Source organism: Methylobacterium sp. 174MFSha1.1, assembly GCF_900116815.1.
Lineage (GTDB): Bacteria > Pseudomonadota > Alphaproteobacteria > Rhizobiales > Beijerinckiaceae > Methylobacterium.
Window position 1 is genome coordinate 67,036 of the sequence record NZ_FPCB01000031.1, and the last position, 24,605, is coordinate 91,640.

22 protein-coding genes are annotated in these 24,605 nt (G+C 69.9%); 16 read left to right on the forward strand and 6 right to left on the reverse strand.

Annotated features, from left to right (window positions below; all coding sequences use genetic code 11):
• The first annotated feature begins 6 nt into the window (after positions 1-6).
• The 5 genes from BM430_RS24670 to BM430_RS24690 all read left to right on the forward strand — a co-directional run bounded on the left by BM430_RS24670 (position 7) and on the right by BM430_RS24690 (position 5,508).
• Positions 7-1,614 (forward strand): carboxyl transferase domain-containing protein, encoded by a 1,608-nt coding sequence (locus BM430_RS24670; protein WP_093569886.1) that lies wholly within the window; start codon positions 7-9, stop codon positions 1,612-1,614.
• 8 nt (positions 1,615-1,622) lie between these two features.
• Positions 1,623-3,569 carry an acetyl-CoA carboxylase biotin carboxylase subunit gene (locus BM430_RS24675; RefSeq protein WP_093569887.1) on the forward strand — a complete coding sequence of 649 codons (1,947 nt, stop codon included), beginning with the start codon at positions 1,623-1,625 and terminating at the stop codon, positions 3,567-3,569.
• Positions 3,566-4,057 (forward strand): MaoC family dehydratase, encoded by a 492-nt coding sequence (locus BM430_RS24680; RefSeq protein ID WP_244539649.1) that lies wholly within the window; start codon positions 3,566-3,568, stop codon positions 4,055-4,057. The genes BM430_RS24675 and BM430_RS24680 overlap by 4 nt, the downstream gene beginning before the upstream one ends.
• A gap of 352 nt (positions 4,058-4,409) precedes the next feature.
• On the forward strand, positions 4,410-5,276 hold the full coding sequence (locus tag BM430_RS24685) for an HpcH/HpaI aldolase/citrate lyase family protein (protein WP_093569888.1): 867 nt from the start codon (positions 4,410-4,412) through the stop codon (positions 5,274-5,276).
• A gap of 10 nt (positions 5,277-5,286) precedes the next feature.
• Positions 5,287-5,508 (forward strand): UPF0175 family protein, encoded by a 222-nt coding sequence (locus BM430_RS24690; protein WP_093569889.1) that lies wholly within the window; start codon positions 5,287-5,289, stop codon positions 5,506-5,508.
• A gap of 74 nt (positions 5,509-5,582) precedes the next feature.
• Here BM430_RS24690 and BM430_RS24695 read toward each other — a convergent pair whose 3' ends face one another.
• Complete coding sequence (locus BM430_RS24695) at positions 5,583-5,837, reverse strand: helix-turn-helix domain-containing transcriptional regulator (RefSeq protein WP_093569910.1); 255 nt, start codon at positions 5,835-5,837, stop codon at positions 5,583-5,585.
• Between the two features lie 18 nt (positions 5,838-5,855).
• On the reverse strand, positions 5,856-6,146 hold the full coding sequence (locus BM430_RS24700; protein ID WP_093569890.1) for a type II toxin-antitoxin system RelE/ParE family toxin: 291 nt from the start codon (positions 6,144-6,146) through the stop codon (positions 5,856-5,858).
• A gap of 149 nt (positions 6,147-6,295) precedes the next feature.
• On the opposite strand from BM430_RS24700, the gene BM430_RS24705 reads away from it, so the two are divergent.
• From BM430_RS24705 to BM430_RS24720, 4 genes are all read left to right on the forward strand, one after another.
• Positions 6,296-7,465: a phenylacetate--CoA ligase family protein gene (locus BM430_RS24705; RefSeq protein ID WP_093569891.1), complete on the forward strand. Its 1,170-nt coding sequence runs from the start codon at positions 6,296-6,298 to the stop codon at positions 7,463-7,465.
• 261 nt (positions 7,466-7,726) lie between these two features.
• Positions 7,727-8,563 (forward strand): hypothetical protein, encoded by an 837-nt coding sequence (locus tag BM430_RS24710; protein ID WP_210188459.1) that lies wholly within the window; start codon positions 7,727-7,729, stop codon positions 8,561-8,563.
• A gap of 27 nt (positions 8,564-8,590) precedes the next feature.
• Positions 8,591-9,520: a hypothetical protein gene (locus BM430_RS24715; protein ID WP_093569892.1), complete on the forward strand. Its 930-nt coding sequence runs from the start codon at positions 8,591-8,593 to the stop codon at positions 9,518-9,520.
• Positions 9,521-9,581: 61 nt separating this feature from the next.
• Complete coding sequence (locus BM430_RS24720) at positions 9,582-11,279, forward strand: Dyp-type peroxidase (RefSeq protein ID WP_093569893.1); 1,698 nt, start codon at positions 9,582-9,584, stop codon at positions 11,277-11,279.
• A 268-nt stretch (positions 11,280-11,547) separates the two neighbouring features.
• Here BM430_RS24720 and BM430_RS35600 read toward each other — a convergent pair whose 3' ends face one another.
• Positions 11,548-11,670 (reverse strand): hypothetical protein, encoded by a 123-nt coding sequence (locus BM430_RS35600; protein ID WP_280142291.1) that lies wholly within the window; start codon positions 11,668-11,670, stop codon positions 11,548-11,550.
• Between BM430_RS35600 and BM430_RS24725 the strand changes: the two genes are divergently transcribed.
• A complete protein-coding gene (locus tag BM430_RS24725) occupies positions 11,669-13,027 on the forward strand; it encodes a cytochrome P450 family protein (protein ID WP_093569894.1) in 1,359 nt (452 codons plus the stop codon). The two genes, BM430_RS35600 and BM430_RS24725, sit on opposite strands and share 2 nt — an antisense overlap.
• Positions 13,028-13,072: 45 nt before the next feature.
• Here BM430_RS24725 and BM430_RS24730 read toward each other — a convergent pair whose 3' ends face one another.
• From BM430_RS24730 to BM430_RS24740, 3 genes are all read right to left on the reverse strand, one after another.
• Positions 13,073-14,749, reverse strand: coding sequence for a methyl-accepting chemotaxis protein (locus tag BM430_RS24730; protein WP_093569895.1), 1,677 nt, complete (start codon positions 14,747-14,749; stop codon positions 13,073-13,075).
• Positions 14,750-15,410: 661 nt separating this feature from the next.
• Complete coding sequence (locus tag BM430_RS24735; protein ID WP_093569911.1) at positions 15,411-16,043, reverse strand: LysE family translocator; 633 nt, start codon at positions 16,041-16,043, stop codon at positions 15,411-15,413.
• A gap of 318 nt (positions 16,044-16,361) precedes the next feature.
• Positions 16,362-17,015 carry a TetR/AcrR family transcriptional regulator gene (locus tag BM430_RS24740; protein WP_093569896.1) on the reverse strand — a complete coding sequence of 218 codons (654 nt, stop codon included), beginning with the start codon at positions 17,013-17,015 and terminating at the stop codon, positions 16,362-16,364.
• A 193-nt stretch (positions 17,016-17,208) separates the two neighbouring features.
• Here BM430_RS24740 and BM430_RS24745 point away from each other — a divergent pair, with 193 nt between their 5' ends.
• The 6 genes from BM430_RS24745 to BM430_RS24770 all read left to right on the forward strand — a co-directional run bounded on the left by BM430_RS24745 (position 17,209) and on the right by BM430_RS24770 (position 24,325).
• Positions 17,209-18,018 (forward strand): ABC transporter ATP-binding protein, encoded by an 810-nt coding sequence (locus tag BM430_RS24745; RefSeq protein ID WP_093569897.1) that lies wholly within the window; start codon positions 17,209-17,211, stop codon positions 18,016-18,018.
• The gene (locus BM430_RS24750) at positions 18,018-19,949 is read left to right on the forward strand and encodes a long-chain fatty acid--CoA ligase (RefSeq protein ID WP_093569898.1); all 1,932 of its coding nucleotides are present in this window, start codon (positions 18,018-18,020) and stop codon (positions 19,947-19,949) included. The genes BM430_RS24745 and BM430_RS24750 overlap by 1 nt, the downstream gene beginning before the upstream one ends.
• A gap of 14 nt (positions 19,950-19,963) precedes the next feature.
• The gene (locus BM430_RS24755; RefSeq protein ID WP_093569899.1) at positions 19,964-20,857 is read left to right on the forward strand and encodes a branched-chain amino acid ABC transporter permease; all 894 of its coding nucleotides are present in this window, start codon (positions 19,964-19,966) and stop codon (positions 20,855-20,857) included.
• Entirely contained in the window at positions 20,857-21,930 is a 1,074-nt protein-coding gene (locus BM430_RS24760; protein WP_093569900.1) for a branched-chain amino acid ABC transporter permease, read from the forward strand. Before BM430_RS24755 ends, BM430_RS24760 begins: the two co-directional genes overlap by 1 nt.
• A 49-nt stretch (positions 21,931-21,979) precedes the next feature.
• Complete coding sequence (locus tag BM430_RS24765; protein WP_093569901.1) at positions 21,980-23,251, forward strand: ABC transporter substrate-binding protein; 1,272 nt, start codon at positions 21,980-21,982, stop codon at positions 23,249-23,251.
• A gap of 237 nt (positions 23,252-23,488) precedes the next feature.
• Complete coding sequence (locus BM430_RS24770; RefSeq protein ID WP_093569902.1) at positions 23,489-24,325, forward strand: ABC transporter ATP-binding protein; 837 nt, start codon at positions 23,489-23,491, stop codon at positions 24,323-24,325.
• Positions 24,326-24,605: the final 280 nt, after the last annotated feature.

Below are 24,605 nucleotides of genomic sequence, written 5' to 3' on the forward strand. Positions count from 1 at the left end.
AGCCCGATGCCGGTCATCCCCACCAGCGCCGACCTCGCCTCCGGGGCGGCGGAGCAGAACCGCGCCGCCTGGGGCGAGCTGCGCGCCAGCCTCAAGGCCCACCGCGCCAAGGCCGCCGCCGGCGGGCCCGAGCGGGCCCGCGAGCGCCACGTCGCCCGCGGCAAGCTCCTGCCCCGCGACCGGGTCCTGCGCCTGCTCGATCCGGGTTCGCCCTTCCTCGAACTCGGCGGGCTCGCCGCGAACGGGATGTACGGCGACGACATCCACGCCGCCGGGATCATCACCGGCATCGGCCGGGTGGCGGGCCGCGAGGTGATGGTGGTCTGCAACGACGCCACCATCAAGGGCGGCACCTACTACCCGCTCACGGTCAAGAAGCACCTGCGGGCGCAGGAGATCGCGCTCCAGAACCGCCTGCCGTGCCTCTACCTCGTCGATTCCGGCGGCGCCAACCTGCCGCAGCAGACGGAAGTCTTCCCCGACCGCGAGCATTTCGGCCGCATCTTCTACAACCAGGCGCAGATGTCGGCCGCCGGCATCCCGCAGATCGCCTGCGTGATGGGGTCGTGCACCGCCGGCGGCGCCTACGTGCCGGCGATGTCGGACGAGAGCGTGATCGTGCGCCGCCAGGGCACGATCTTCCTCGGCGGACCTCCGCTGGTGAAGGCCGCGACCGGCGAGGTGGTGAGCGCCGAGGATCTCGGCGGCGCCGACGTCCACGCCCGCCTGTCGGGCGTCGCCGACCACTACGCCACCGACGATGCCCACGCGCTCGCGATCCTGCGCCGCATCGTCGGCGGTCTCAACACCGTCAAGCGCCCGGATCTCGACATCACGACATCCGTCGATCCGGCCTACGCCGTCTCCGACCTCGACGCCCTGGTGCCGACCGACCTGCGCAAGCAGTACGACGCCCGCGAGCTGATCGCCCGCCTCGTCGACGGCTCGGAATTCGACGAGTTCAAGCGGCTCTACGGCACCACGCTGGTCACGGGCTTTGCCCGCCTACACGGGATGCCGGTCGGGATCCTGGCCAATAATGGCATCCTCTACTCGGAGAGCGCGCTCAAAGGCGCGCACTTCATCGAGTTGTGCTGCCAGCGCCGGATCCCGCTGGTCTTCCTCCAGAACATCTCCGGCTTCATGGTCGGGCGCGAGGTCGAGGCCGGCGGCATCGCCAAGAACGGCGCCAAGCTCGTGACCGCGGTCGCGACCGCGGCGGTGCCGAAGCTCACGCTGATCGTCGGCGGCTCCTACGGCGCCGGCAATTACGGCATGTGCGGCCGGGCCTACTCGCCGCGCTTCCTGTTCGCCTGGCCGAATTCGCGCATCTCGGTGATGGGCGCCGAGCAGGCGGCGAGCGTGCTCGCCACCGTCCGGCGCGACAACATCGAGGCCGGGGGCGGCGCCTGGAGCCCGGAGGAGGAGGAGGCGTTCAAGGCGCCGATCCGCGCCGGGTTCGAGGAGGAGGGCTCGCCCTACTACGCCACCGCGCGGCTGTGGGACGACGGCATCATCCTGCCGGAGGAGACGCGCCGGGTGCTCGGCCTGTCGCTCTCCGCCTGCCTCAACGCGCCGGTGCCGGAGACCCGGTTCGGCCTGTTCCGGATGTGAGGACCGTCATGACCACACGCCGCCTCGCCTCCGTCCTCATCGCCAATCGCGGCGAGATCGCCTGCCGGGTGATCCGCACCGCCAAGGCCCTCGGGATGCGCACCATCGCGGTCCATTCCGAGGCCGACCGCGACGCGCTCCACGTCGCCCTCGCCGACGAGGCCTTTTTGCTCGGCCCGGCCCCGGCCGCCGAATCCTATCTGCGCATCGACCGCATCATCGAGGCCGCGCGGGCGAGCGGGGCCGAGTGCATCCATCCGGGCTACGGCTTCCTCTCCGAGCGGCCGGACTTCGCCGACGCCTGCGCCGAGGCCGGCATCGTCTTCGTCGGCCCCCCGGCCTCGGCCATCCGCGCCATGGGCCTCAAGGACGCCGCCAAGGCCCTCGTGGCGAAAGCCGGCGTGCCGGTGGTGCCGGGCTATCACGGCGCCCGCCAGGACCCGGATTTCCTCGCGGCGGAGGCCGCTGCGATCGGCTACCCCGTCCTCATCAAGGCGGTGGCCGGCGGCGGCGGCAAGGGCATGCGCCGGGTCGAGGGGCCGGAAGGCTTCGCGGATGCCCTCGCCTCGGCCCAGCGCGAGGCCCAGAACGCCTTCGGCGACCCGCGGGTGCTGGTCGAGAAGTATATTTTGTCGCCGCGCCACGTCGAGATCCAGGTCTTCTGCGATGCCCACGGCAACGCCGTGCACCTGTTCGAGCGCGATTGCTCGCTCCAGCGCCGCCACCAGAAGGTGATCGAGGAGGCGCCCGCGCCCGGCATGCCCGAGGCGGTCCGCACCGCGATGGGCCGCGCCGCCGTCGAGGCGGCGAAGGCGGTGGGCTATGTCGGCGCCGGCACGGTCGAGTTCATCGCCGACGGCCGCGAGGGCCTGCGCCCCGACGGCTTCTGGTTCATGGAGATGAACACCCGGCTCCAGGTCGAGCACCCGGTGACCGAGGCGATCACCGGCCACGACCTCGTCGAGTGGCAGTTCCGGGTGGCTTCCGGCGAGACGCTGCCGGTGGGCCAGGAAGGCCTGACCATCCACGGCCACGCCGTCGAGGCGCGGCTCTACGCCGAGGACCCCGATCACGGCTTCCTGCCCTCGACCGGCCCGTTGCGGGCCCTCGACCTGCCTGTGGGCGAGGGCATCCGGGTCGATACCGGGGTGCGCGCGGGCGACCGGGTGACGCCGTTCTACGACCCGATGATCGCCAAGGTGATCGCCCACGGCGCGACCCGGGCGGAAGCCCTCGACCGGCTGGCGCAGGCGCTCGGCCGCACCCGGGTGGCCGGGCCGAAGACCAACGTCGCCTTCCTCAAGGCGCTCGCCGAGGCGCCCGATTTTCGCGAGGGCCGCTTCGATACCGGCTTCATCGACCGCGACCTCGCTGCCCTGACGGCGCCGAGCCCGTACCGCGACGCGGCCATCCGCGCCGGAATCCGGGCGCTGGTGGCGCGGGCGACCCCCGCCGGCGCCAGTTCGCCCTGGGACGCGGCGGACGGGTTCCAGCTCGGCGAGGCCCGCCGCCAGGTGTTTCCGGTCGTGATCGAGGGCGAGCCCGCCGAGGCCGTGCTGCACTGGGGCGCCTCCGGGCCGAGCGTGGAGTATGGCGGCGCGGGTCCTGAGCCCGCCTCGCTGGCGATCGTCGAGGCGCCGGGCGGCGTGCTGGTCCTCTCCGAGGGCCGCCAGATCGCCCTCTCCCCGCCGGATCCCTTCGCGGTCGATCTCGACCACATCGACCAGGGCGGCACCATCAAGGCGCCGATGCACGGCCGCCTCGTCGCCGTGCTGGTCGCCCCCGGCGACAAGGTGGTGCGCGGCCAGCGCCTCGCCGTGGTCGAGGCGATGAAGATGGAGCACGCACTGACCGCCCCCGCCGACGGCACCGTGGCCGAGGTCGCCGCGGAGGCCGGCCAGCAGGTCGCCGAGGGCGCCCGCCTGATCACCCTGACGACGGAGGACGCCGCGTGAGCACGATTCCCGCTTCGACCCATCCGCGCGGCGGGCTGTACTTCGAGGATTTCGAGGTCGGCGCCACGCTCCGCCATCGCCTCACCCGTACGGTGACGCAGATGGACAACATGCTCTTCTCCAACATGACGCTCAATCCGCAGCCGCTCCACATCGACGCGCATTTCTGCGCCACCGAGACCGAGTGGGGCAAACCGCTCATGAACTCGCTGTTCACCCTCGGGCTGATGATCGGCATCTCGGTCAACGACACGACGGTCGGCACCACGATCGGCAATCTCGGCATGACCGAGACCCGCTTTCCCGCGCCGCTCTTCGAGGGCGACACGGTGAGCGTGACGACGGAGGTCGTCGCCAAGCGCGAGTCGCGCTCGCGGCCGGAGGCCGGCATCGTCGAGTTCGTCCACCGCGCCTACAAGCAGGACGGCACGCTGGTGGCCGAGTGCCGGCGCCAGGCGATGATGCGCAAGCGCCCGGTGGCGGCCTGAGCGCTCGTTCTCTTGACCCCAACTTCTCTTGGCGCCGACGGCGATGACACCCTCCATGTCATCCCGAGGCCGCGCAGCGGAACCCGGGATCCATAACCGCTGACGCTTCCGGATGAAGAGGAACGCCGGTCGCCTTGTCCTGAACTGTCAGCGGTTATGGATCCCGGGTTCTCGCTTGCAGCGAGCCCCGGGATGACGAAGAGGGCTTCATGCCGGCCCATCAATTCAGACAAGCTCCGATCACGGCTCGACCTGCGAGCAAGGGTCATCCACGTCTCGTTCACGTCCCACCCGCAGCCTCATGCTCCGGTCGCGAGTGGAATAAAATCATCAGACCAGGCAGGCTCCCGTCATGCGCTCGTTGCTGTTCGTGCCCGGTGATTCCCCCCGCAAGCAGGAGAAGGGCCTGGAGGTCGGGGCCGACGCCCTGATCCTCGACCTGGAGGATTCCGTCGCGCTGGCGGAGAAGCCCAAGGCCCGCGAGGTCGCGGCCGGCTTCCTGGCGCGGATGCGGGACCAGGCCGGCCGGCCGAAGCTCTACGTCCGCGTCAACGCCCTCGATACCGGCCTCACCGAGGACGACCTCGCCGCGGTGATGCCGCATGCCCCCGACGGGATCATGCTGCCCAAGGCCGAGGGCGGTCCCTCGGTGGCGCATCTCGGGGGGCGCCTCGCGGTCCACGAGGCCGAACACGGGCTGCCCGACGGCGCCACCCGCATCCTGCCGATCGCCACCGAGACGGCCCGCGCCGTCTTCGCGCTGTCCAGCCTACCGGGATCGAGCCCGCGGCTCTCCGGCGTCACCTGGGGCGCGGAGGACCTCTCGGCCGACATCGGCGCCGAGACCAACCGGGGGGAGGACGGCGCCTGGAGCGCGCCGTTCCAGCTCGCCCGCAACCTGACCCTGATGGCGGCCGCGGCCGCCGAGGTCGACGCCATCGACACCATCAACGCCCACTTCCGCGATCTCGAGGGCCTCGCCCGCGAGTGCCGCGCGGCGCGGCGCGACGGGTTCGTCGGCAAGATGGCGATCCACCCGGCGCAGGTCGCGGTGATCAACGAAGCCTTCACGCCGACGCCGGCCGCGCTCGCCCAGGCGCGCAAGGTCGTGGCGGCCTTCGCCGAGGCGCCGGGCGTCGGCGTCGTCGGGATCGACGGCGAGATGTTCGACCGGCCGCACCTGCGCCGGGCGGAGCGGCTGCTGGCGCGGGTGGGATGAGGTGGCGCAGATGGAGGCGGACGGAGACGCATTCGCCCGGCGCGCCTTGGAAGGGCTCGCGGTCGAGGAATTCCAGGCCGGGCGGCTGACCAAGCCCGCGTTGCGCCGCCTCCTCGGCTTCGGCACCCGGATGGCACTCGATGCTTTCCTCAAGGAGCGCGGCATCTCCGCCGATCACGATCAGGCGGACTTGGCGCAGGATCTGCGCGACCTCGATCGCATCGGCCTGTGACGCGCTTTGCAGTCTCCACCCGACGGGCCCGGAGAGAAAGGAACCGCAGAGTTCGGATTGTAGACAAGGCTGCCTCAGGATGTTCCGAGCGGGGCGACGCTCATCCTGAGGCCGAGCCGGTGCAGCAGGTCGATGACGGCGGCCAGATGCGTCGCCCCGGCCTGCACCTCTCCGCGAGCGAGGCCGCGAGCCCGTGCGATGGCGTCGAGCGCACGAGCGACGAGCGCCGGATCGTCCTCAGCGAGCACCGCCTCGAGGTAGGCGGCGATCCGCTCAGGGCTGTCGAGGTAGTCCGCCGTATCGTAGGGAGTGAGCAGGACGTTCGTCATGATCGTCACCATCGACGTTCAGAGGGCCGCTGCCAAGGCCTTCGCCCGGCGGATGTCGCGCGACTGGGAGGACTTATCGCCTCCGCACAGGAGAACGACGATGTCCTCTCCGCGACGCACGAAGTAGACCCGGTAGCCAGGGCCGACATGAACGCGCATCTCGCTCACGCCATCACCGACCGGAGCCACGTCGCCCGGATTCCCGAGCGCCAGCCGGTCGATCCTCTTGGCGATCTGGGCGAACGCCGCCGCATCGCGCAGCCTCGAGAACCACGCCGCAAACTCGGGATGCTGCTGTATGCGCGCCATGACGTTACGGCATCGATGATGCCTCATGTATCGGGGCTCGGGTTGACAGGCAAGCAGGCGGCCGCCGTCGTCTTCACGAGCACTTCCTTCCAATCCTGACGCAACCGTGCGGCCAACGCGCGGGCCATTCCCCGGGAGAACGCCCCACGATGCCCCAATTCACCCTCCTCGCCCGCCTGCCCGACGCCCTGGCGGCCGCCCTCAAGGCCCCCGCCTACGCCGCCCACCTCGCCGGGATCGACCCCGCCACCGTGACCGACCGGGCGGCGCTCGCCCGCCTGCCGGTCCTGCGCAAGGGCGAGATGCCGGCGCGCCAGCGCGAGGCCCTGCCCTTCGGCGGCTTCGTGCCGGGGCCGGCCGGGGGATTTCCCCGCCTGTTCACCTCGCCGGGGCCGATCTTCGAGCCGCAGCGGGCCGGGGAGGATCCGTGGGGCGGCGCGCCGGCGCTCGCGGCCGCGGGCTTCAAGCCCGGCGAGGTGGTGCTCAACACCTTCGGCTATCACCTGACGCCGGGCGGCTTCATCTTCGATACCGCCGCTCGCGCCCTCGGCTGCGCAGTGATCCCGGCCGGACCCGGCAACACCGAGCAGCAACTCGACCTGATCGAGGCCTACCGGCCCGCCGGCTATGTCGGCACGCCGGACTTCCTCAAGGTGCTGCTCGATGCCGGCGCCAAGGCCGGGCGGGACGTGTCGTCGCTCACGAAGGCGCTGGTCTCGGGCGCCGCCTTCCCGCCCTCGCTCCAGGCCGAGTTCCGGGAGCGCGGCATCGCCGCAGCGCAAGCCTACGCCACCGCCGATGTCGGCTTCATCGCCTACGAGACTCCGGGAGATCCCGGCCTCCTCGTCAGTGACGGGCTGATCCTCGAGATCGTGCGGCCGGGCACCGGCGATCCGGTGCCGGAGGGCGAGGTCGGCGAGATCGTCGTCACGGTGCTCGACCTCGACCGGCCGCTGATCCGCTACGCCCTCGGCGACCTCACGGCGGCCTTGCCGGGGGGTGAGCGCATCCGCGGCTGGATGGGCCGAGCCGATCAGGCCGCCAAGGTGAAGGGCATGTTCGTGCGCCCCGAGCAGGTCGCCGAGATCGCCCGCCGCCACCCGGAACTCGGGCGCCTGCGCCTCGTGGTGACCCGGGCCGACGAGGCCGACGTCATGACCCTGCGGGCGGAGGCCGGCGCGGGCGCCGCCGCCCTGGCCGAGGTGGTGGCCGAGACCCTGCGGGCGGTGACGAAGCTGCGCGGCACGGTCGAGATCGTCGCCCCCGGCAGCCTGCCCAACGACGGCAAGGTCATCGCCGACGAGCGGCCGGTGGGCTGACGGCCGCGGGCGGCGGCCGTTCAGGGCCGCCGCCCGCCGCATGGTCTAGTCTCGCCTCAGAACCGTAATTCCCAAATTGACGACATTCGCTCCCGGCGTATCTTCATCAAGACGCAGCACCGCCAACAATTCGCGTTAGAACATACCCTCCCGGTATCCGCCGTCCGCGCACCGGTCGATTTTCCGCCGGCCCGGTTTCTGCTCCGGATTGATGTCGCTCTAGGTTGTGATAGTGTCTCCGCACGAATCGGGGACGGACGCATGTCGAACGTGGCGGGCAAAGCCTATGGCATGAACGTCGTGACGCCGGTCCGGCCACGATGGACTTGGCTCAACCGCTTCATCTTCATGGTGGCGCGGGTCTTTCCCGGAACCCTGTCGGGTCTTCTCGGCCTGTCGCTGATCCACTTCGCCCGCTGGGTGATCATCCGGCGCGACCAGTGGCCCCAGCGCGGGCAGCCGAAGCAGGTGCTCGCCAACGACACCATGCTGTTCTGCAGCAACTTCAACGGCACCTGGGACCAGTACATCGACGCGTTCGCGGACGGCATCCCCAACGGGCTCGACCTGTTCTGGTACTGCAGTACCAAGTACCCGAACTCGATCCCGATCACCCCGTTCAAGTCGTACATCCGGGCGAACCAGATCGATACCGGTTACTACTACAACGCGACGCCGGGCAGCGGCCAGCGCGACATCAAGCTGGCGCTGCAACTCGCCGCCGCCCTGCGGGCGGTGGGGCCGGACGGCGACGACGGCACCCTCGCGGCGGCCTTCGACCGGGTGCTCGCCGAGAACCAGGGCTGCCTCGGCACGCCGGGCTACGGGCCGGTGGCGAGCCGCGACACCGCGATCGCCGACCTGCATCGCTGCGCCATGGTGCGGGCCCGCTGGGGCCGGGACGGCAGCGGCCCGCCGCCGGTGGAGGTCGTCCAGTCCGCGCCCGCCCCGGGCGGCGGGGGGGCCGTTCTGGAGAGCATCCAGGCCGCCCCGCGCGCCGACGCGTCGGCCTCGCAGGCCGGCGAGGTCCGGGCCACCGTCGAGGCCCTGATCAAGGGCCGCACCCGCCGCAGCGCCGCGCGGCGCCAAGATCGCTGACAGGACGCGCTGACCAGGAGAGCCGAGATGCCGAACCTCGACGGCGGCCACTACTTCTTCACCGCGATCGTGCCGATCAAGAACGACGTCATCGTCGAGCACGAGGGCCTGCGCAGCTCCCCCGTCCACATGGTGCGCGAGGCGCTGGAGACGCTGCCCACCGCCCTGCAATCGCCGGAAGCGGTGAAGGTCGGGATCCAGAGCCCCTTCGCCCGCTCGTCGCGCACGCATTTCGCCCGTTTCGTCGTGCTCGACCAGCCGTTCTTCAACGGGCGCGACCATAGCGACGCGGTGGCGGACGCCGCGCACGGGACCGACCTGCTGCTCCCGCAGGCCAACGACGTCCTCGCCTGCCCCTACCTCCTGGTGATGATCGACTTCGATCCGGAGGGGCCCGATCCGGCGCGGCGCTACTGCGAGGAGCTCTGGGCGCTGATGCCGCGCGAGCTCGAGGCGGTGTTCCGCTTCTGCTACGGCTTCCGCGAGGTCCGCGACGGAAAGTCCTTCGCCGACTTCCTGTTGCCGTGCCAGGTCGAGACGACGATGCCGTTCAACGATTACTGGATCGGCACGCCGCCCCTGTCGTCGCCCTCCCGCTGGCTGGTGATCGCCCCGCCGGCGCTCGGGGTGGCGCTGCCGCTCCTCGCCATGCTGCTCCACCTCGTGCGATGGCCCACCGGCCTCGTCCTGGCGCTGGTGCTCGGCCTCGCGGGCCTCGCGGTCGATTACTGGATCGTGATGCGCCGCGGCGCCCGGCCGCTGCCGGCGGCGCCGGACGCGACCCTGCGGCACGTGCTGAAGGCGCTCTACCTGCAGCAGGCCTTCACCCGCTTCGCCATCGCCCAGCAGGGGGCCACGCCACAAGCGCGCGGGGCGGCGTTCCGCCAGTTCCTCGCCACCCACCGCCCGGCGGACATCGCCGGCCCGACGCAGGCCCCCGGGGTGATCGGCAGCTGACGCCGCCGCCCCGCCCGACCGATCCCGGCCTGCGCGCCGCACCTCGCCCGGAACCCACGGCATGACGACCCTCCTCGACCTCGCCGACATCCAGGGCGGCATCCTGCGGGCCTATGGCCGGCAGGGCTTCCCCAAGGCCCGCGCCTTCTTCCTGACCGTGCGCGGCGACGGCACCGAGGGCCGCGCCTTCGTGGAGCGCTTGCGGCCGCTCGTCACCACCGCCGCGCGCTGGAGCGACCCGGATCGCGGCGAGGCGCTGGTGCGCCGCCGCGCCCCGCGCCTCAAGGACGTGGCCCGCGCCGAGGGCGAGGCCGACTATCCGGGCGAGGTGACCCTGGTGAAGCCGAAGGTGACGCTCAACCTCGCCTTCACGTTCTACGGCCTCCTCGCCCTCGGCGTGCCGGTGCGCACCCTGCGGGGCATGCCCGACGAGTTCATCGACGGCATGGCGCAGCGGGCCGAGATCCTCGGCGACGACCCCTTCCTCGACACGCGCGACCCGGTCTGGCGCGACTCCTCCGGCGAGACCCGCGTCCACATCGTGGTGATGCTGAACGCGCAGATGGAGGCGGACGGCACGCCGGTCGCCGAACTCGAGATGGAGACGCAACGCCTGCGCGACCTGTGCGCGGCGTCCGGCGGCCAGGTCGTGCTCCTGTCCGGCACCGGGCCGGACGGGGCCGACTTCCAGGAGATGTCGGCGGTCTTGAGCCCGGGCGAGCACGGCCTCGCACCGACCAACAAGGAGCATTTCGGGCTCTCGGACGGCTTCGGCGACCCGGTCTTCGAGGGCCAGTTCCCGCCGGCGCTGGAGGCGCTGCGGGTGATCGGCGGCGGCAAGCTGATGCCCGACCAGACCTGGGCGCCGCTCGCCACCGGCGAGTTCCTGCTCGGCTATCCGGACGAGGGGCAGGAGATCCCCGGCGCGGCGATGCCGATCGAGTTCAGCCGCAACGGCACCTTCATGGCCTATCGCAAGCTGCACGAGAACGTCGAGAGCTTCGCGACCTACATCCGCCAGCAGGGCGAGCGTTACGCCGCGATCCACGGCATCCCGCAGGCGGAGGCCGAGGCGACTTTGCGCGCCAAGCTGGTCGGGCGCTGGGAGGACGGAATCCCGCTCCAGGCCGCGCCGACCCATGCCGACTGGCTGGCGTTCCAGGCGGAACTCGCCAAGGCCAAGGCCGCCAAGGACAAGCCGACGCTCGCCGCCCTCGCCCTGCGCTACACCGACTTCACCTATCGCGACGACCTCTCCGGCACCACCTGCCCGGTCGCCGCCCATATGCGCCGGGCCAACCCGCGCGACATGCTCGACCCGCACGTCACCGACAAGGATCCGAAGGCCGGCGACGGCTCGGCGCTGGTCAACCGCCGCCGCATCCTGCGCCGCGGCCTGCCCTATGGCGGCCCGTCGCAAGGAGGCAGCGGCCGGGATTCCGGCGAGCAGGGCATCATCTTCCTGGCGATCTGCACCAACCTGTTCCGCCAGTTCGAGTTCGTGCAGCAGCAATGGATGCAGTACGGCCTCGACTTCAACGCCGGCAGCGACACCTGCCCGGTGATCGGCAACCACCCGAAGGGCGACCCCCATCACGATCCGAAGCTCGTGATCGCGGTCGAGCCGGGAAGCGGGCAGCGGCCCTACATCTGCAACGACTTGCCCCAGCTCGTGGAGCCCCGCGGCGGCGACTACTTCTTCGTGCCGAGCATGACGGCGCTCCGCCTGATCGGCACGGGCATCACCGATCCGACCTAGAGGACGCTCGATCGCGCTGCGACACGGTACGCGACAGTGACCCGGGAGCCTGGCTTGCGTCAGCCGCCCACAATGAAACCCTCCGTGTCATCCCGGGGCCGCGAAAGCGGAACCCGGGATCCATAACCGCCGACGGTGCCGAGCCAAGCGGAATGCATCCTGGCTTATCTCGAAGCGTCAGCGGTTATGGATCCCGGGTTCTCGCCTGTCGGCGAGCCCCGGGATGACGAAGAGGGTGTCCTGTCGGGCCGCTCACGCGAACCGGGCTTCACGCCACCGCCATATACTCTGACGTTCCAATCAGGCAGCGCTCCAGGTCTTTGATTGTGTTGCGTGCCTGCGACGTACCGGCATCCACGTCATCAAGAAATCCCAAGAGGCCCTCCGCCATGTGGCTCCTCAACCTGCCGGTCGTGCTCTGGCGGCGCCTGCTGCTCCTCGGGCAAGGGATCGGCGCCGCGCTCGTGCTGGCAGGGGACGCCGTCGCGGCGCTCCTGCGCGGCAGCGGCCCGGTCGGCGCGCGGCTCGCCGCGCTCTTCGCCGCGCCCGCCGGGCAGCGCCGGGTCTTCGCGGTGCTGCGGCTGGTCCAGCCCAACCTGCGGTTCGGCCGCGTCCTCGTCACGGCCTACGCCAATTCGGGCACCGCGATCGTCACCCGGCGCGACGACGTGATCGACATCCTGTCGCGCGACGACGAGTTCGGCGTCGTCTACGGGCCGCGGATGAAGACGATCACCGACGGCGAGAACTTCTTCCTCGGGATGCAGGACACGCCGCGCTACACCCGCGACGTCTCCAACATGCGGCTGGTGGTGCGGCGCGAGGACGTGCCGGAGGTGGTGGCGCCCTTCGTCGCCCGGGAGGCGCGAGGCCGCGTCGCGGCGGCCGGGGGCCGGCTCGACGTGCCGCAGGCGCTGACGCTGCCGGTCGCCGCCGGCCTCCTCGACCGCTACTTCGGCACGCCCGGCCCGTCGCAGGCGGCGATGGTCGAGTGGACCACGACCCTGTTCTGGTACCTCTTCCTCGACCTCCAGGCCGATCCGGCCCTCGACGCGCGGGCGAAAGCTGCGGCGGCCGCCTTTCGCGAGTGGCTCGGCGCCCACATCGCCGCCCGCAAGGCCTCGGGCGAGGCGCGCGACGACGTGCTCGGCCGCTGCCTCGCGCTCCAGGCCTCGGGCACCCCGGGCATGGACGACCGCGCCATCCGCGACAACCTGATCGGCCTGTTGATCGGCGAGTTGCCGACGACCTCGGCCGCCGCGATCCTGGCCCTCGACGAGTTGCTCGACCGGCCGGCGGCGCTCGCCGGCGCCCAGGCGGCGGCGCGGTCCGGCGACGACGCGGCCCTCGCCGCCCACGTGTTCGAGGCCCTGCGCTTCCGCCCGCTCAACCCGGTGATCTATCGCCGGGCGATGTGCGAGACGACCGTGGCCCCCGGCACCCTGCGCGCCCGCCGCATCCCGGAGGGCACGATGGTCTTCGCCGCCAACCTGTCGGCGATGTTCGATCCCCTGGCGGTGCCGCGGCCGGGCCGGTTCCGCACCGACCGGCCGTGGGACACCTACATGCTGTGGGGCCACGGCCTGCACCTGTGCTTCGGCGCGCATCTCAACCGCGCGACCCTGCCCGGCCTGCTCGAGCCCCTCCTCGCCCGCCCGTCCCTGCGCCGCGCCGAGGGCGCGCGCGGACGCATCGACACGCAGGGCACGCCGTTCCCGGTCCACCTCGACGTGGTGTTCGAGGCCTGACGGCGGGGCGGACGCCGCCGTCAGGCCCGTTCGGGTACCGGACCGTCAGGCCGCCCGGACCTGCGCCAGGAAGTGCGCCACCTCGGCCGAGAGGCGCTCGGACTGACGCGACAATTCGGTGGCCGAGGCCAGCACCTGGCCCGCCGCCGCCCCCGTCTCCTCCGCCGCCCCCGCCACGCCCGCGATGTTGCCCGTCACCTCGCCGGTGCCGGCCGCCGCCTGGCTGACGTTCCGCACGATCTCCTGCGTCGCCGCACCCTGCTCCTCCACCGCCGCCGCGATCGAGGTCGCCACGCCCGAAATCTCCTCGATCCGCGCCGTGATCTGGCCGATCGCGCCGGCCGCCTGGCCCGTCGAGGCCTGGATCGCCGCGATCTGGCTCGTGATCTCCTCGGTGGCACGCGCCGTCTGGCCGGCGAGCTCCTTCACCTCGGCCGCCACCACCGCGAAGCCGCGGCCGGCGGCGCCCGCGCGGGCGGCCTCGATGGTGGCGTTGAGCGCCAGGAGGTTGGTCTGCGCGGCGATCGACGAGATCAGCCCGACCACGTCGCCGATGCGGGCGGTCGCCTCGGTGAGCGCGCGGACCTGGTGGGCGGTCTGGCCGGCCTCGGCGACGGCGGCCTGGGCGAGGCGGGCCGAGCCGTCGACCTGGCGGCCGATCTCCTGGACCGATGCGCCGAGCTCTTCCGCCGCCGCCGCGACGGTCTCGACGTTGGACGCGGCCTCCTCGGCGGCGGCCGCGACGGCGGTGGACTGGGCCGCGGTCTGCGTCGCCGTGGCGGTCATGGTCTGGGCGGTCCCGCGCAGCTCGCCCGAGGCCGACGCGACGGTGGCGGCCACCCTGGTGATCGAGGCCTCGAAGCCCTGGATCAGCTCGTTCAGCGACGCGGCGCGGCGCATCCGGCGCAACTCCTCGGCCTCGCTCTCACCGCGCAGGCGCTCGCGCTCGATCGCGTTGTCGCGGAAGACGAGCACCGCGCGGGCCATCGCCCCGACCTCGTCGCGCCGTCCGGCCTCCGGCACCGCGAGATCGGTGCGGCCTTGCGCGAGAGAGCCCATGGTGCCGCGAAGGGATTCCATCGGCCGCACCACCGAGCGGACGATCAGGAGCGAGACGCCGCCGAGGACGAGCACGATGAGGAGGCCGGCCACGGCGAGGCGCTCGATCTGCGCGACGATCATCTCGCGCAGGTCGCTGACATACTCGCTGACCCCGATGGAGAAGCCGAAGGGCGCGTAGTAGCGAAACAGCCCGATCTTCGGCACCGCCGCCGTCGCGCCCTCCGGGACCCAGGTGTAGCGGAACGTCGCCACGCCGTCCCGCGCCGCCCGCGGCATCACGTCGGCGACGTAGCGGAATCCGGTCGAATCGGTCACGCCCATCAGGTTGCGGCCGACCACCTTCGCGGAGGGGTGGGCGATCACCGTGCCGGCGGCGTCGTTGACGAACAGGTAATTGTCGCGGCCGTGTCGCATCGCCGCGATGTCGGCGAGCGCCGCCTCCCGGGCCGCCGCCTCGCTCATCTCGGCCCTCTCGGCCTTCTGCCGGTAGCGCTCGACGACGTTGGCCGCGGCCTCGGTGATGAGCGCCATCCGCTCGACGCGCTGCGCCAGCATCGCCTCGTACTGATAGTTGAGCGCGATCCCGCCCAGGGCGACCAGGCTCAAGGTCGCGAGCACGATCAGCAGGGCGAACTTGCGGGGAAGGGTGAGCACGAACATGGGGCAGCCGCTCCGGATCCGGTCCTCGCCGGATGTCCCGCTAGACCTAGAGGCTCGGTCGTGAACGCTCGGTATACATTGTCAGCGCTTGGAACGATTTGCGTGTGGCTGAGAAGATCTTGACCGTGCGGCATCAGCCGCGACCTACGGTCCGACCCCAGTCAGCTTGACCGCGCGAAGGGCGGCGGAAGGGTGGGAAACGGCCATTCGCGCCGTGGAGGACCAACGGCAGCGATCCGGGCCGGAATCGGCGTTCGCTGCGCTCGATCGAACGGCAGCGTGTCAGCGGCAGGGCATTCCGAGCGGTGCCTGACGTCATCTCGCGCGGTGAATCGATCCGTTGTCGCCATCCGGAACTTGCGACGTATGGACGGTGTAGAGGCGATCATCAGATCAAGCCGAGCAACCACGGCTCGCCAGTCGTGATGCCAAGCTCGTGAGGTCTACCCGCCACCAAAACTGCAGCTGCCGCCCGATGGTCGAATACGACTCCCGTCGTGATCCGGCTTTCGCGGGCAATCACGTGCATCTCACGAAACTCCCGCCGCATTGTCGCGGCCACAGCAAGCCGCGTCGGCGATCGGGAGTTTTGTGAGGGACATCAATGGGTCGAACGCGTCGGCCAATGCCGAGTCCGGTTCATCGTCCCCTCAAGAACCGCCTACCGCCGTGCCTCGGTCGCCATCTTGACAGCCAAAGAGGCGAGCAGCGTCCCCATCACCCAGCGTTGGACGACGACAAAGGTCGGTCTACGCATGAGGAAGACGGAAATCGACCCTGCCGAGAGGATGATGAGCGCGTTCACCGTCCCGCTGACGAAAATCTGGATGCCACCGAAAACGAACGACTGTGTCAGGACGCTCCCGATCGCAGGGTCGATGAACTGAGGCAGCAGGGATACGTACATGACCGCGATCTTGGGGTTCAGCAAGCTCGTCAGGAAGCCCATGAGGAAGAGCTTCCGGGGGCGATCGAAGGGAAGATCCTTCACCTGGAACGGGGATCGCCCGCCCGGGCGGACGGCTTGCCAGGCGAGCCAGAGCAGATAGAGCGCACCGCCGAAGCGCAGGACGTCATAGGCATACGGAACGGCCAGCATCAGCGCCGTCAGGCCGAACGCTGCGCTGACCATGTAGATGACGAAGCCCAGAACCACCCCGACGAGCGAGATCAGTCCGGCAACCGGTCCCTGCGCAATCGAGCGCGAGATCAGGTAGACCATGTTAGGCCCTGGGGTGAGGACCATGCCGAGCGCAATCAGCGTGAAGGCAAGCAGAGAACTGATTTCGGGCAAAAGCATCCTCCGTTGTCGAGATCATTGTGACCAGACATGCAGCGCGGACCGCTGGCGCTCCCCCACAGGACCCCATCTCCCATCGTCTGTCACACGAGCCGGAATTGCAGTATGAGCGGAACTTGCCGCAGCGCAAGCGGGACTCTCGGGATATCCGTCGTCTACTCGACCACTGCCGGAACCGGATTGTCGGCTTTCACAAAACTCGCGATCATCGTCGTCGTTCGCCGTGGCGACGTCAGAGCAATGGGCATTTTGTGAGGTGCACCAATGCTCGGGATGGGATCGCAAGCGTCGCCGGACTCCCGAGTTTCGACCCTAAGCGGCCCCCGCCCTGAGCGCCCCGCGCCGCCGCGGCGCCACCGCGGCCGCCGCAGGCTCCCCGCCGCGAGCGAGCGCCAGCACCATGCCGGTGAAGATCTCCTGCAACGCCGTCGTCGAGAGCCGGCCCCCCGGCTTGTACCAGGTGCAGATGCCCGACAGCATGGCGAGGATCGCCAGCGTCGCCATCCGGGTGTCGGCGAGCCGGAACTCCCCGGTGGCGCAGCCGTGGTCGAGGATGTCGCCGAGCTTGCGCTCGTAGTCGCGCCGCATCGCCACCACGGCGGCGAGGTTGTCGGGCTCCAGGCTGCGCAGCTCCGAGTAGCAGATGAACACCTCCTGCGGCCGCTCGACGTGGTAGGCGACGTGGAATTCGGTGAACCGGGTCAGCCGCTCTTCCCCGCTCCCCTCCGCCAGCAGGGCCGCGTCGAGGGCGGCGTGCAGGTCGAGCATGTGCCCGCGGATGAGGTCGAACAGGAATTCCTGCTTGTTGCGAAAATAGTTGTAGAGCGAGCCCTGCTGGATGCCGACCTCGGCCGCGAGCTGGCGCAGGCTCATCGCGGCGTAGCCGTGGGTGGCGATCAGGTTCAACCCCGCCCGCCGGATGGCCTCCTCGGTCCGCGGTCCCGACGAGCCTGCGATACGCGCCATGCTGCCCCTAACCCCGCCCTCACGGGGCGTGCCGCCCCACGACTTTCGTCGGCCCAGTGTAGCACTTGACGCTCGGAAAAAAACAGTCGAACGTATTTTCATCACGGATGACCGGGACGCATACCCGGCATCTCAGAATGGCAGAGCGGCGCCGGACACGAGCGCGGCCGCCATCCTCAGGGGAGGATCAGGCGTGGCGGAAACCCTCGCGGTTCGCCAGATCTCGTTGCGCTTCGGCGGCGTCAAGGCGCTGACGGATGTCAGCTTCGCGGTCGAGAAGGGCGAACTCTTTTCGATCATCGGCCCGAACGGCGCCGGCAAGACCTCGATGATCAATTGCATCTCGGGCCGCTACCGGCCGTCCGAGGGCCAGATCCTGCTCGACGGGCGCGACATCACGAAGGCGACGCCGAACCAGCGTCCGAAGCTCGGCATCGGCCGCACCTTCCAGAACCTCGCGCTCTTTCACCACATGAGCGTGCTCGACAACATCCTGGTCGGGCGCCACCACCTGATGCGCAACAACTTCGTCACCGGCTCGCTGTACTGGCTGCCCGGTGTCCAGAGCGAGGAACTGGCGCATCGCCGCCGGGTCGAGGAGATCATCGACTTCCTCGACCTCCAGGCCTACCGAAAGGCGCCCGCCGGCACCCTGTCCTACGGGTTGCGCAAGCGGGTGGAACTGGCCCGCGCCATGGCGCTGGAGCCGAAGCTGATCCTCCTCGACGAGCCGATGGCCGGCATGAACCTCGAGGAGAAGGAGGACATGGCCCGCTACATCGTCGACCTCAACGAGGAGTTCGGCATGACCGTCGTGATGATCGAGCACGACATGGGCGTGGTCATGGACATCTCGCACCGGGTGATGGTGCTCGATTTCGGCCGCCGCATCGCGCTCGGCCGCCCCGAGGCCGTTCTGGCCGATCCGCACGTGCGGAAAGCCTATCTCGGTGAGGAGGATGAGGAACCGGCCTCGCCCGAACCGGTGAGGGCGGTGTCGTGATGACGGACTTCACCGCGCGGGCAGAGAGCGCCGACACCTTCCCGAAGCTCCTGCGCCTCAACGCCGCCGAGCACCCGCACGAGGTCGCCCTGCGGGAGAAGATCTTCGGGCTCTGGCGCCCGACCACCTGGGGCGAATACCACGCCCGCACCCGCGCCTTCGCGCTCGGCCTGTCCGATCTCGGCATCGACGCCGGCGACGTCGTCGGGCTGATCGGCGACAACCGGCCCGACTGGGTGGCGGGCGAGATCGCCGCCCACGCGCTCGGCGCCCTGTCGCTCGGCCTCTACCGCGACGCGCTCGAGGACGAGGTCCAGTACCTCCTCGCCTTCGCCGGGGTGAAGGCGGTGATCGCCGAGGACGAGGAGCAGGTCGACAAGCTCCTCAACCTCGCCGACCAAGTTCCTTCTCTGCGCCACATCGTGTTCTGCGACCCCCGCGGGATGCGCAAGTACGACGACCCGCGGCTGATCTCGGCGGAAGCCCTGGCGGCCAAGGGCGAGGCGCTGCACGCCGCCGATCCGGGCCTCTATGACCGGATGGTCGACGCGACCGACGCCGAGGCGGTGGCGATCCTCTGCACCACGTCGGGCACCACGGCGCGGCCGAAGCTCGCGATGCTGAGCGGGGGCCGGGTGCTGCGCCACTGCGCCCGCTACCTCGCCGCCGACCCCAAGGGACCGGAGGACGACTACGTCTCGGTTCTGCCGCTGCCCTGGATCATGGAGCAGGTCTACGCGCTCGGCCAGGCTTTGCTCTCTCGCATGAAGGTCAACTTCGTCGAGGATGCCGACACGCTGATGCACGACTTCCGGGAGATCGCCCCGACCTTCGTTCTCTTCGCCCCCCGGGTCTGGGAGGCGGTGGCCGCCGACGTGCGCGCCCGGATGATGGACGCGTCGCCCTTCAAGCGCGCCCTCTACGAGTGCGGCATGAGGATGGGCCTCTCCGCCCTCGACAAGGGCACGCGCTCAGGCGCAGCCGATGCCCTGCTGTTCCGGGCCCTGCGCGACCGGCTCGGCTTCACGCGGCTGACCTCGGCCGCCACCGGCGGCGCGGCGCTCGGGCCCGACACGTTCCGGTTCTTCCGCGCCATGGGCGTGCCGCTCCGCCAGCTCTACGGCCAGACCGAGACGCTCGGCGCCTACACCCTGCACCGGGGCGAGACGGTCGATTTCGACACGGTCGGCGTGCCGTTCGACGACAGCATCGAGATCCGGGTGCTCGATCCCGACCGCAACGGCATCGGCGAGGTGCTGGCGCGCCACGCCAACATGTTCCACGGCTACTACAAGGCCGATCCGAACGCCCCGAACGACGTGCGCGACGGCTGGATGCACACGGGCGATGCCGGGTACGTCGACAAGAAGGGCGAACTGGTCGTCATCGACCGGATCAAGGACCTCGCCGTCAACGCCCATGGCGAGCGCTTCTCGCCGCAATACATCGAGAACAAGCTGAAGTTCTCTCCCTACGTGGCCGAAGCCGTGATCCTCGGCGCCGGGCGCGAGTACCTGGCGGCGCTGATCTGCATCCGCTACGCGGTGGTGGCGAAGTGGGCCGAGAAGAACCGCATCGCCTTCACCACCTACTCGGACCTCGCCTCGAAGCCGGCGGTGATCGAGCTGATCCGTGCCGAAGTCGAGCGGGTGAATGCGGGGCTCACCGACGTCCAGCGCGTCGCCAAGTTCGTGCTCCTCTACAAGGAGCTCGACGCCGATGACGGCGAGCTGACCCGTACCCGCAAGGTCCGCCGCGGCGTCATCAACGAGAAGTATTCCGACCTGATCGACACGATCTATGCCGGCGCGCCGAGCTACCGGGTCGACACGGTGATCCGGTTCCAGGACGGCACGACGCAACGCATCCGCACCACCCTGCCGGTGATCGACCTCACGGCGGCCCCCGCCACCCTCGCCGCCGCCGAATAGGGCTTCATGAGGCCATGAACACCCACCTGCTGCTCCAGCTCGTCGTCAACGGGCTGATCGTCGGCGCCCTCTACGGCGTGGTCGCGATGAGCTTCGTCCTGATCTACAAGGCGAGCCAGGTCGTGAACTTCGCACAGGGCGAGTTCCTGCTCATCGGCGCCTGGGTGTGCTGGTGGCTGCTCACCACCTACCAGCTGCCGTTCCTGGTCGGCATGGGCATCACCTTCGCCTTCATGCTGGTCTTCGGCGTCGCCCTCCAGGTGGTGGTGCTGAGACCCCTGATCGGCGAGCCGATCATCTCGGTGATCATGGTGACGATCGGCCTGTCGATCTTCTTCCAGGCCCTGTGCAAGTGGCTGTTCGGGGTCTTCGCCCAGCCCTTCCCGCCGATCTTCTCGACGCAGTCGGTGTCGTTCCTCGGGCTCGAGATCCAGACCGTCTACCTGATGAGCCTCGGCATCTCGGTCGCCATGATGGCGGGCTTCGCCTGGTTCTTCCGCTACTCGAAGCACGGTCTTGCCATGCGGGCGACCGCCTTCAACCAGCAGGTGGCCCAGTCGCTCGGCATCTCGGTCCGCAACGTCTTCGCGCTGGCCTGGGCGATCTCGGCGGTGGTCTCGTCGGTCGCCGGCATCGTGGTCGGCATCGTCAACGGCGTATCCTCGGCCCTGTCGCTCTACGGCATCAAGGTGTTTCCGGCGGTGATCCTCGGCGGGCTCGACTCGGTCGTCGGCGCGGTGATCGGCGGCCTGGTGATCGGGGTGCTGGAGAACGTCGCGCAGTACGTCGACGGCCAGTACCTGCACTGGGGCAACCTCTACGAGATCGTTCCCTTCTACGTCCTGGTGGTGATCCTGATGATCAAGCCCTACGGCCTGTTCGGCACCCGCGACATCGAGCGCGTCTGATGGCGACCCAGAGCCTGATCCCCGCCGGCGACTACCGCACCACGTACGCCGCCGACACCACCATCTTCCCGACCGCCGGCAGCCGCTACGCGGTCTGGGCGGGGCTGGCGCTGCTCTGCCTCGCGCCCCTGGTCCTCGACCGCTACTGGCTGAGCCTGCTGATCCAGATCGGCTACTTCGCGGTGGCGGCGCTGGGCCTCAACATCCTGGTCGGCTTCACCGGCCAGATCTCGATCGGGCACGCGGCCTTCTTCGGCTTCGGCGCCTTCGCGTCGGCCTGGCTGTCGAACAATTACGGAATCCCGGTCTTCTTCGCGATCCCGCTCGCCGGCGTCCTGACCACCGCGATCGGGCTGATCTTCGGCCTGCCGGCGGCCCGGCTCAAAGGTCTCTACCTCGCCATCGCGACGCTCGCCGCGCAGTACATCCTGCAGGACTTCTTCGCCCGGGCGAACTGGTTCACCGGCGGCGTCGCCGGCACGGCGGCGGAGGCGTTCTCGATCTTCGGGTTCGCCTTCGACACCGACCACCGCTACTTCTACGTGGTGCTCGCCTACCTGGTGCTGACCTTCGTGCTCGCCACCAACCTGATGCGCTCCCGCGACGGGCGGGCGCTGGTGGCGGTGCGCGACCACTACCTCTCGGCGGAGATGATGGGGATCAACCTCACCCGCTACCGCACCCTGTCCTTCGGCCTCTCGGCCTTCTTCGCCGGCATCGGCGGCGCGCTCTACGCGCATTACCTGCAATTCGTCTCGGTCGAGGGTTTCGGGATCCTGCTCTCGATCCAGTTCCTCGGCATGATCATCATCGGCGGCCTCGGCTCGATCATGGGCACGCTGATGGGCACCGCCTTCATGGTGCTGGTGCCGGAGGCGATGGGCTGGCTCACCGACGCGGTGCGCGGCTCGTCCCTCGACCGGGCGCTGGCACTCAAGGACAACCTGTCCTTCCTGCGCGAGATGGCGATCGGCCTCGTGATCGTGCTGTTCCTGATGTTCGAGCCCGACGGGCTCGCCCATCGCTGGCGCCAGATCAAGGCGTACTGGAAGCTGTACCCGTTCTCGCACTGAACCCCATCGACGAGGCCGGACGAACCGGCCCGCCAACCGGAGGAAACCCATGCTTCGTCTCTCCCTCGCCTCGGCCGCCGCCCTCGCGCTCAGCCTGCCGGCGCTGGCCGCCGAGATCCCGATCGGTCACCTCGCCGACCAGAGCGGCGCCACGTCGGATGTCGGCGTGCCCTACGCCCAAGGGGTGGCCGACGCCCTCGCCTACGTGAACCGCAAGGGCGGCATCAAGGGCGAGAAGATGAACGTCGAATCGGTCGATTACGGCTACCAGGTGCCCCGCGCCGTCGCGCTCTACAAGAAGTGGACCGGCGGGCGCGACAAGGTCGCAGCGATCCAGGGCTGGGGCACCGCCGACACCGAGGCGCTCTCGGCCTTCGTCACCAAGGACGAGGTGCCCTACATCTCCGGTTCCTACGCCGCCCAGGTCAGCGACCCGACCGGCGCCAGCGGCAAGGCCAAGGCCGCGCCCTACAACTTCTTCTACGGCCCGTCCTACTCGGATGCGCTGCGTGCCATGCTGATGTGGGCCGCCGACGACTGGAAGGCCAAGGGCAAGACCGGCAAGCCGAAATACGTCCATATGGGCGGCAACCACCCCTACCCGAACTCGCCCAAGGAAGCCGGCGAGGCGATGGCGAAGGACCTCGGCTTCGAGGTGCTGCCGGCGATCGTCTTCGCGCTGGCGCCGGGCGATTACACGGCGCAGTGCCTGACCGCCAAGAATGCCGGTGCCAACTACGCCTATCTCGGCAACACCGGCGGGTCGAACATCTCGCTGCTCAAGTCCTGCAAGTCGGTCGGCACCGACATCCAGTTCATGGGCAACGTCTGGGGCATGGACGAGAACGCCGCCAAGGCGGCCGGCGAGGCGGCGAACGGCGTCGTCTTCCCGGTCCGCACCGCAGCGGTGAGCGGCAGCACCGCGCCCGGCATGGCGATGGCGGCCGAGATCTCGAAGGTGTCGGACGCCGCCGGCACCGCCTACCGGCCGGTGCACTACTACACCGGCATCTGCGCCGCCCTCTACATGACCGAGGCGCTCGCCTGGGCCAAGGACAATGGCGGGCTCGCCGGCCCCAACGTCCGCAAGGGCTTCTACCAGAAGAAGGACTGGGTGCCGGCCGGCATGGAGGGCGTCTGCGTCCCCTCGACCTGGTCGCCGACCGACCACCGCGGCATGATGGAGGTGCACATCTACCGCGCCAAGATCTCGGGCCCGACCGACGGGGCGCTGCCCGACCTGATGAAGGCCGGCACGATCAAGCTCGAGCCGGTCAAGACCGTGACCCTGCCGCGCAAGAGCGAGTGGCAGGGGTGGTGAGAACCGCCCTCGACCGGTGACCCGCCTCTGAACCCTCCCCCCTCTGCGGGGGAGGGTGCCCCACGGAGTGGGGCGGGAGAGGGGACCGCGACGCTGCCGGATGTGGCGCCCTTCACGGTGGCCGCGCCCTGTCCGGAAGCGGTGTCCCCTCTCCCGACCCCTGCTGACGCAGGGGCCACCCTCCCCCGCAGAGGGGGGAGGGTTCGACGTCGCATCTCGTTTAGCGAAAGCCGTCCGATGTCGCAGGTCATGACCCTGGAGCGCCCGATTCCCGACGCCGCGCAGGCTCCCCTCCTCAGCTTGCGCAACGTCGAGGTCGTCTACGACGACGTCATCCTCGTCCTGCGCGGCCTCAGCCTCGACGTGCCGGCGGGCTCGATCACGGCGCTGCTGGGCGCCAACGGCGCCGGCAAGTCGACGACGCTGAAGGCGATCTCGGGCCTGCTGCGCTCGGAGGACGGCGAGGTCACCCGCGGCGAGATCGTGTTCGACGGCGCCCGCATCGACGGCATCGAGCCTGACCGGATCGTGCGCCGCGGCATCTTCCAGGTGATGGAGGGCCGCCGCATCGTCGCCGACATGACGCCGATGGAGAATCTGCGCCTCGGCGCCTTCTCGCGCCGCGACAAGGAGATCGGCCAGGACCTCGAGCGGGTGCTGACCTACTTCCCGCGCCTCAAGGAGCGCACGGGGGCGGCGGGCTACCTCTCTGGCGGCGAGCAGCAGATGCTGGCGATCGGCCGCGCGCTGATGGCCCGCCCCCGCCTGATCCTGATGGACGAGCCCTCGATGGGCCTCTCGCCGCTCCTGGTGAAGGAGGTCTTCGGCATCATCCGCCAGATCAACCAGGATCTGGGCGTCACCATCCTCCTCGTCGAGCAGAACGCCCGCGCCGCCCTCTCGGTCGCCGACCGCGGCTACATCATGGAGCAGGGCAAGGTCGTGCTCGACGGCACGGTCGAGGAGTTGCGCACCAACGAGGACGTGAAGGAATTCTACCTCGGCGGTGCCGGCGACCAGCGCAAGAGCTTCCGGAACTTGAAGAGCTTCAAACGGCGCAAGCGGTGGATTTGAAGATATTGCCCATCCGGTTCGCAACCTCCCCTTGAGGGCATCTCTGGCCGGCGGCATCGATCCGGTACACGGCCGCATTTCTCCCGACGTCATCCCGGGGCTCGCCGAAGGCGAGAACCCGGGATCCATAACCGCTGACGGTGCCGAACGAAGCGATCGACGTTCCGCCTCGTCCTGCATCCTCAGCGGTTATGGATCCCGGGTTCCGCTGCGCGGCCCCGGGATGTTGGGGTGGACGGCCCCCGCCGGCATCATAAGTGCCAGGTTGAGGTCGTCTGAC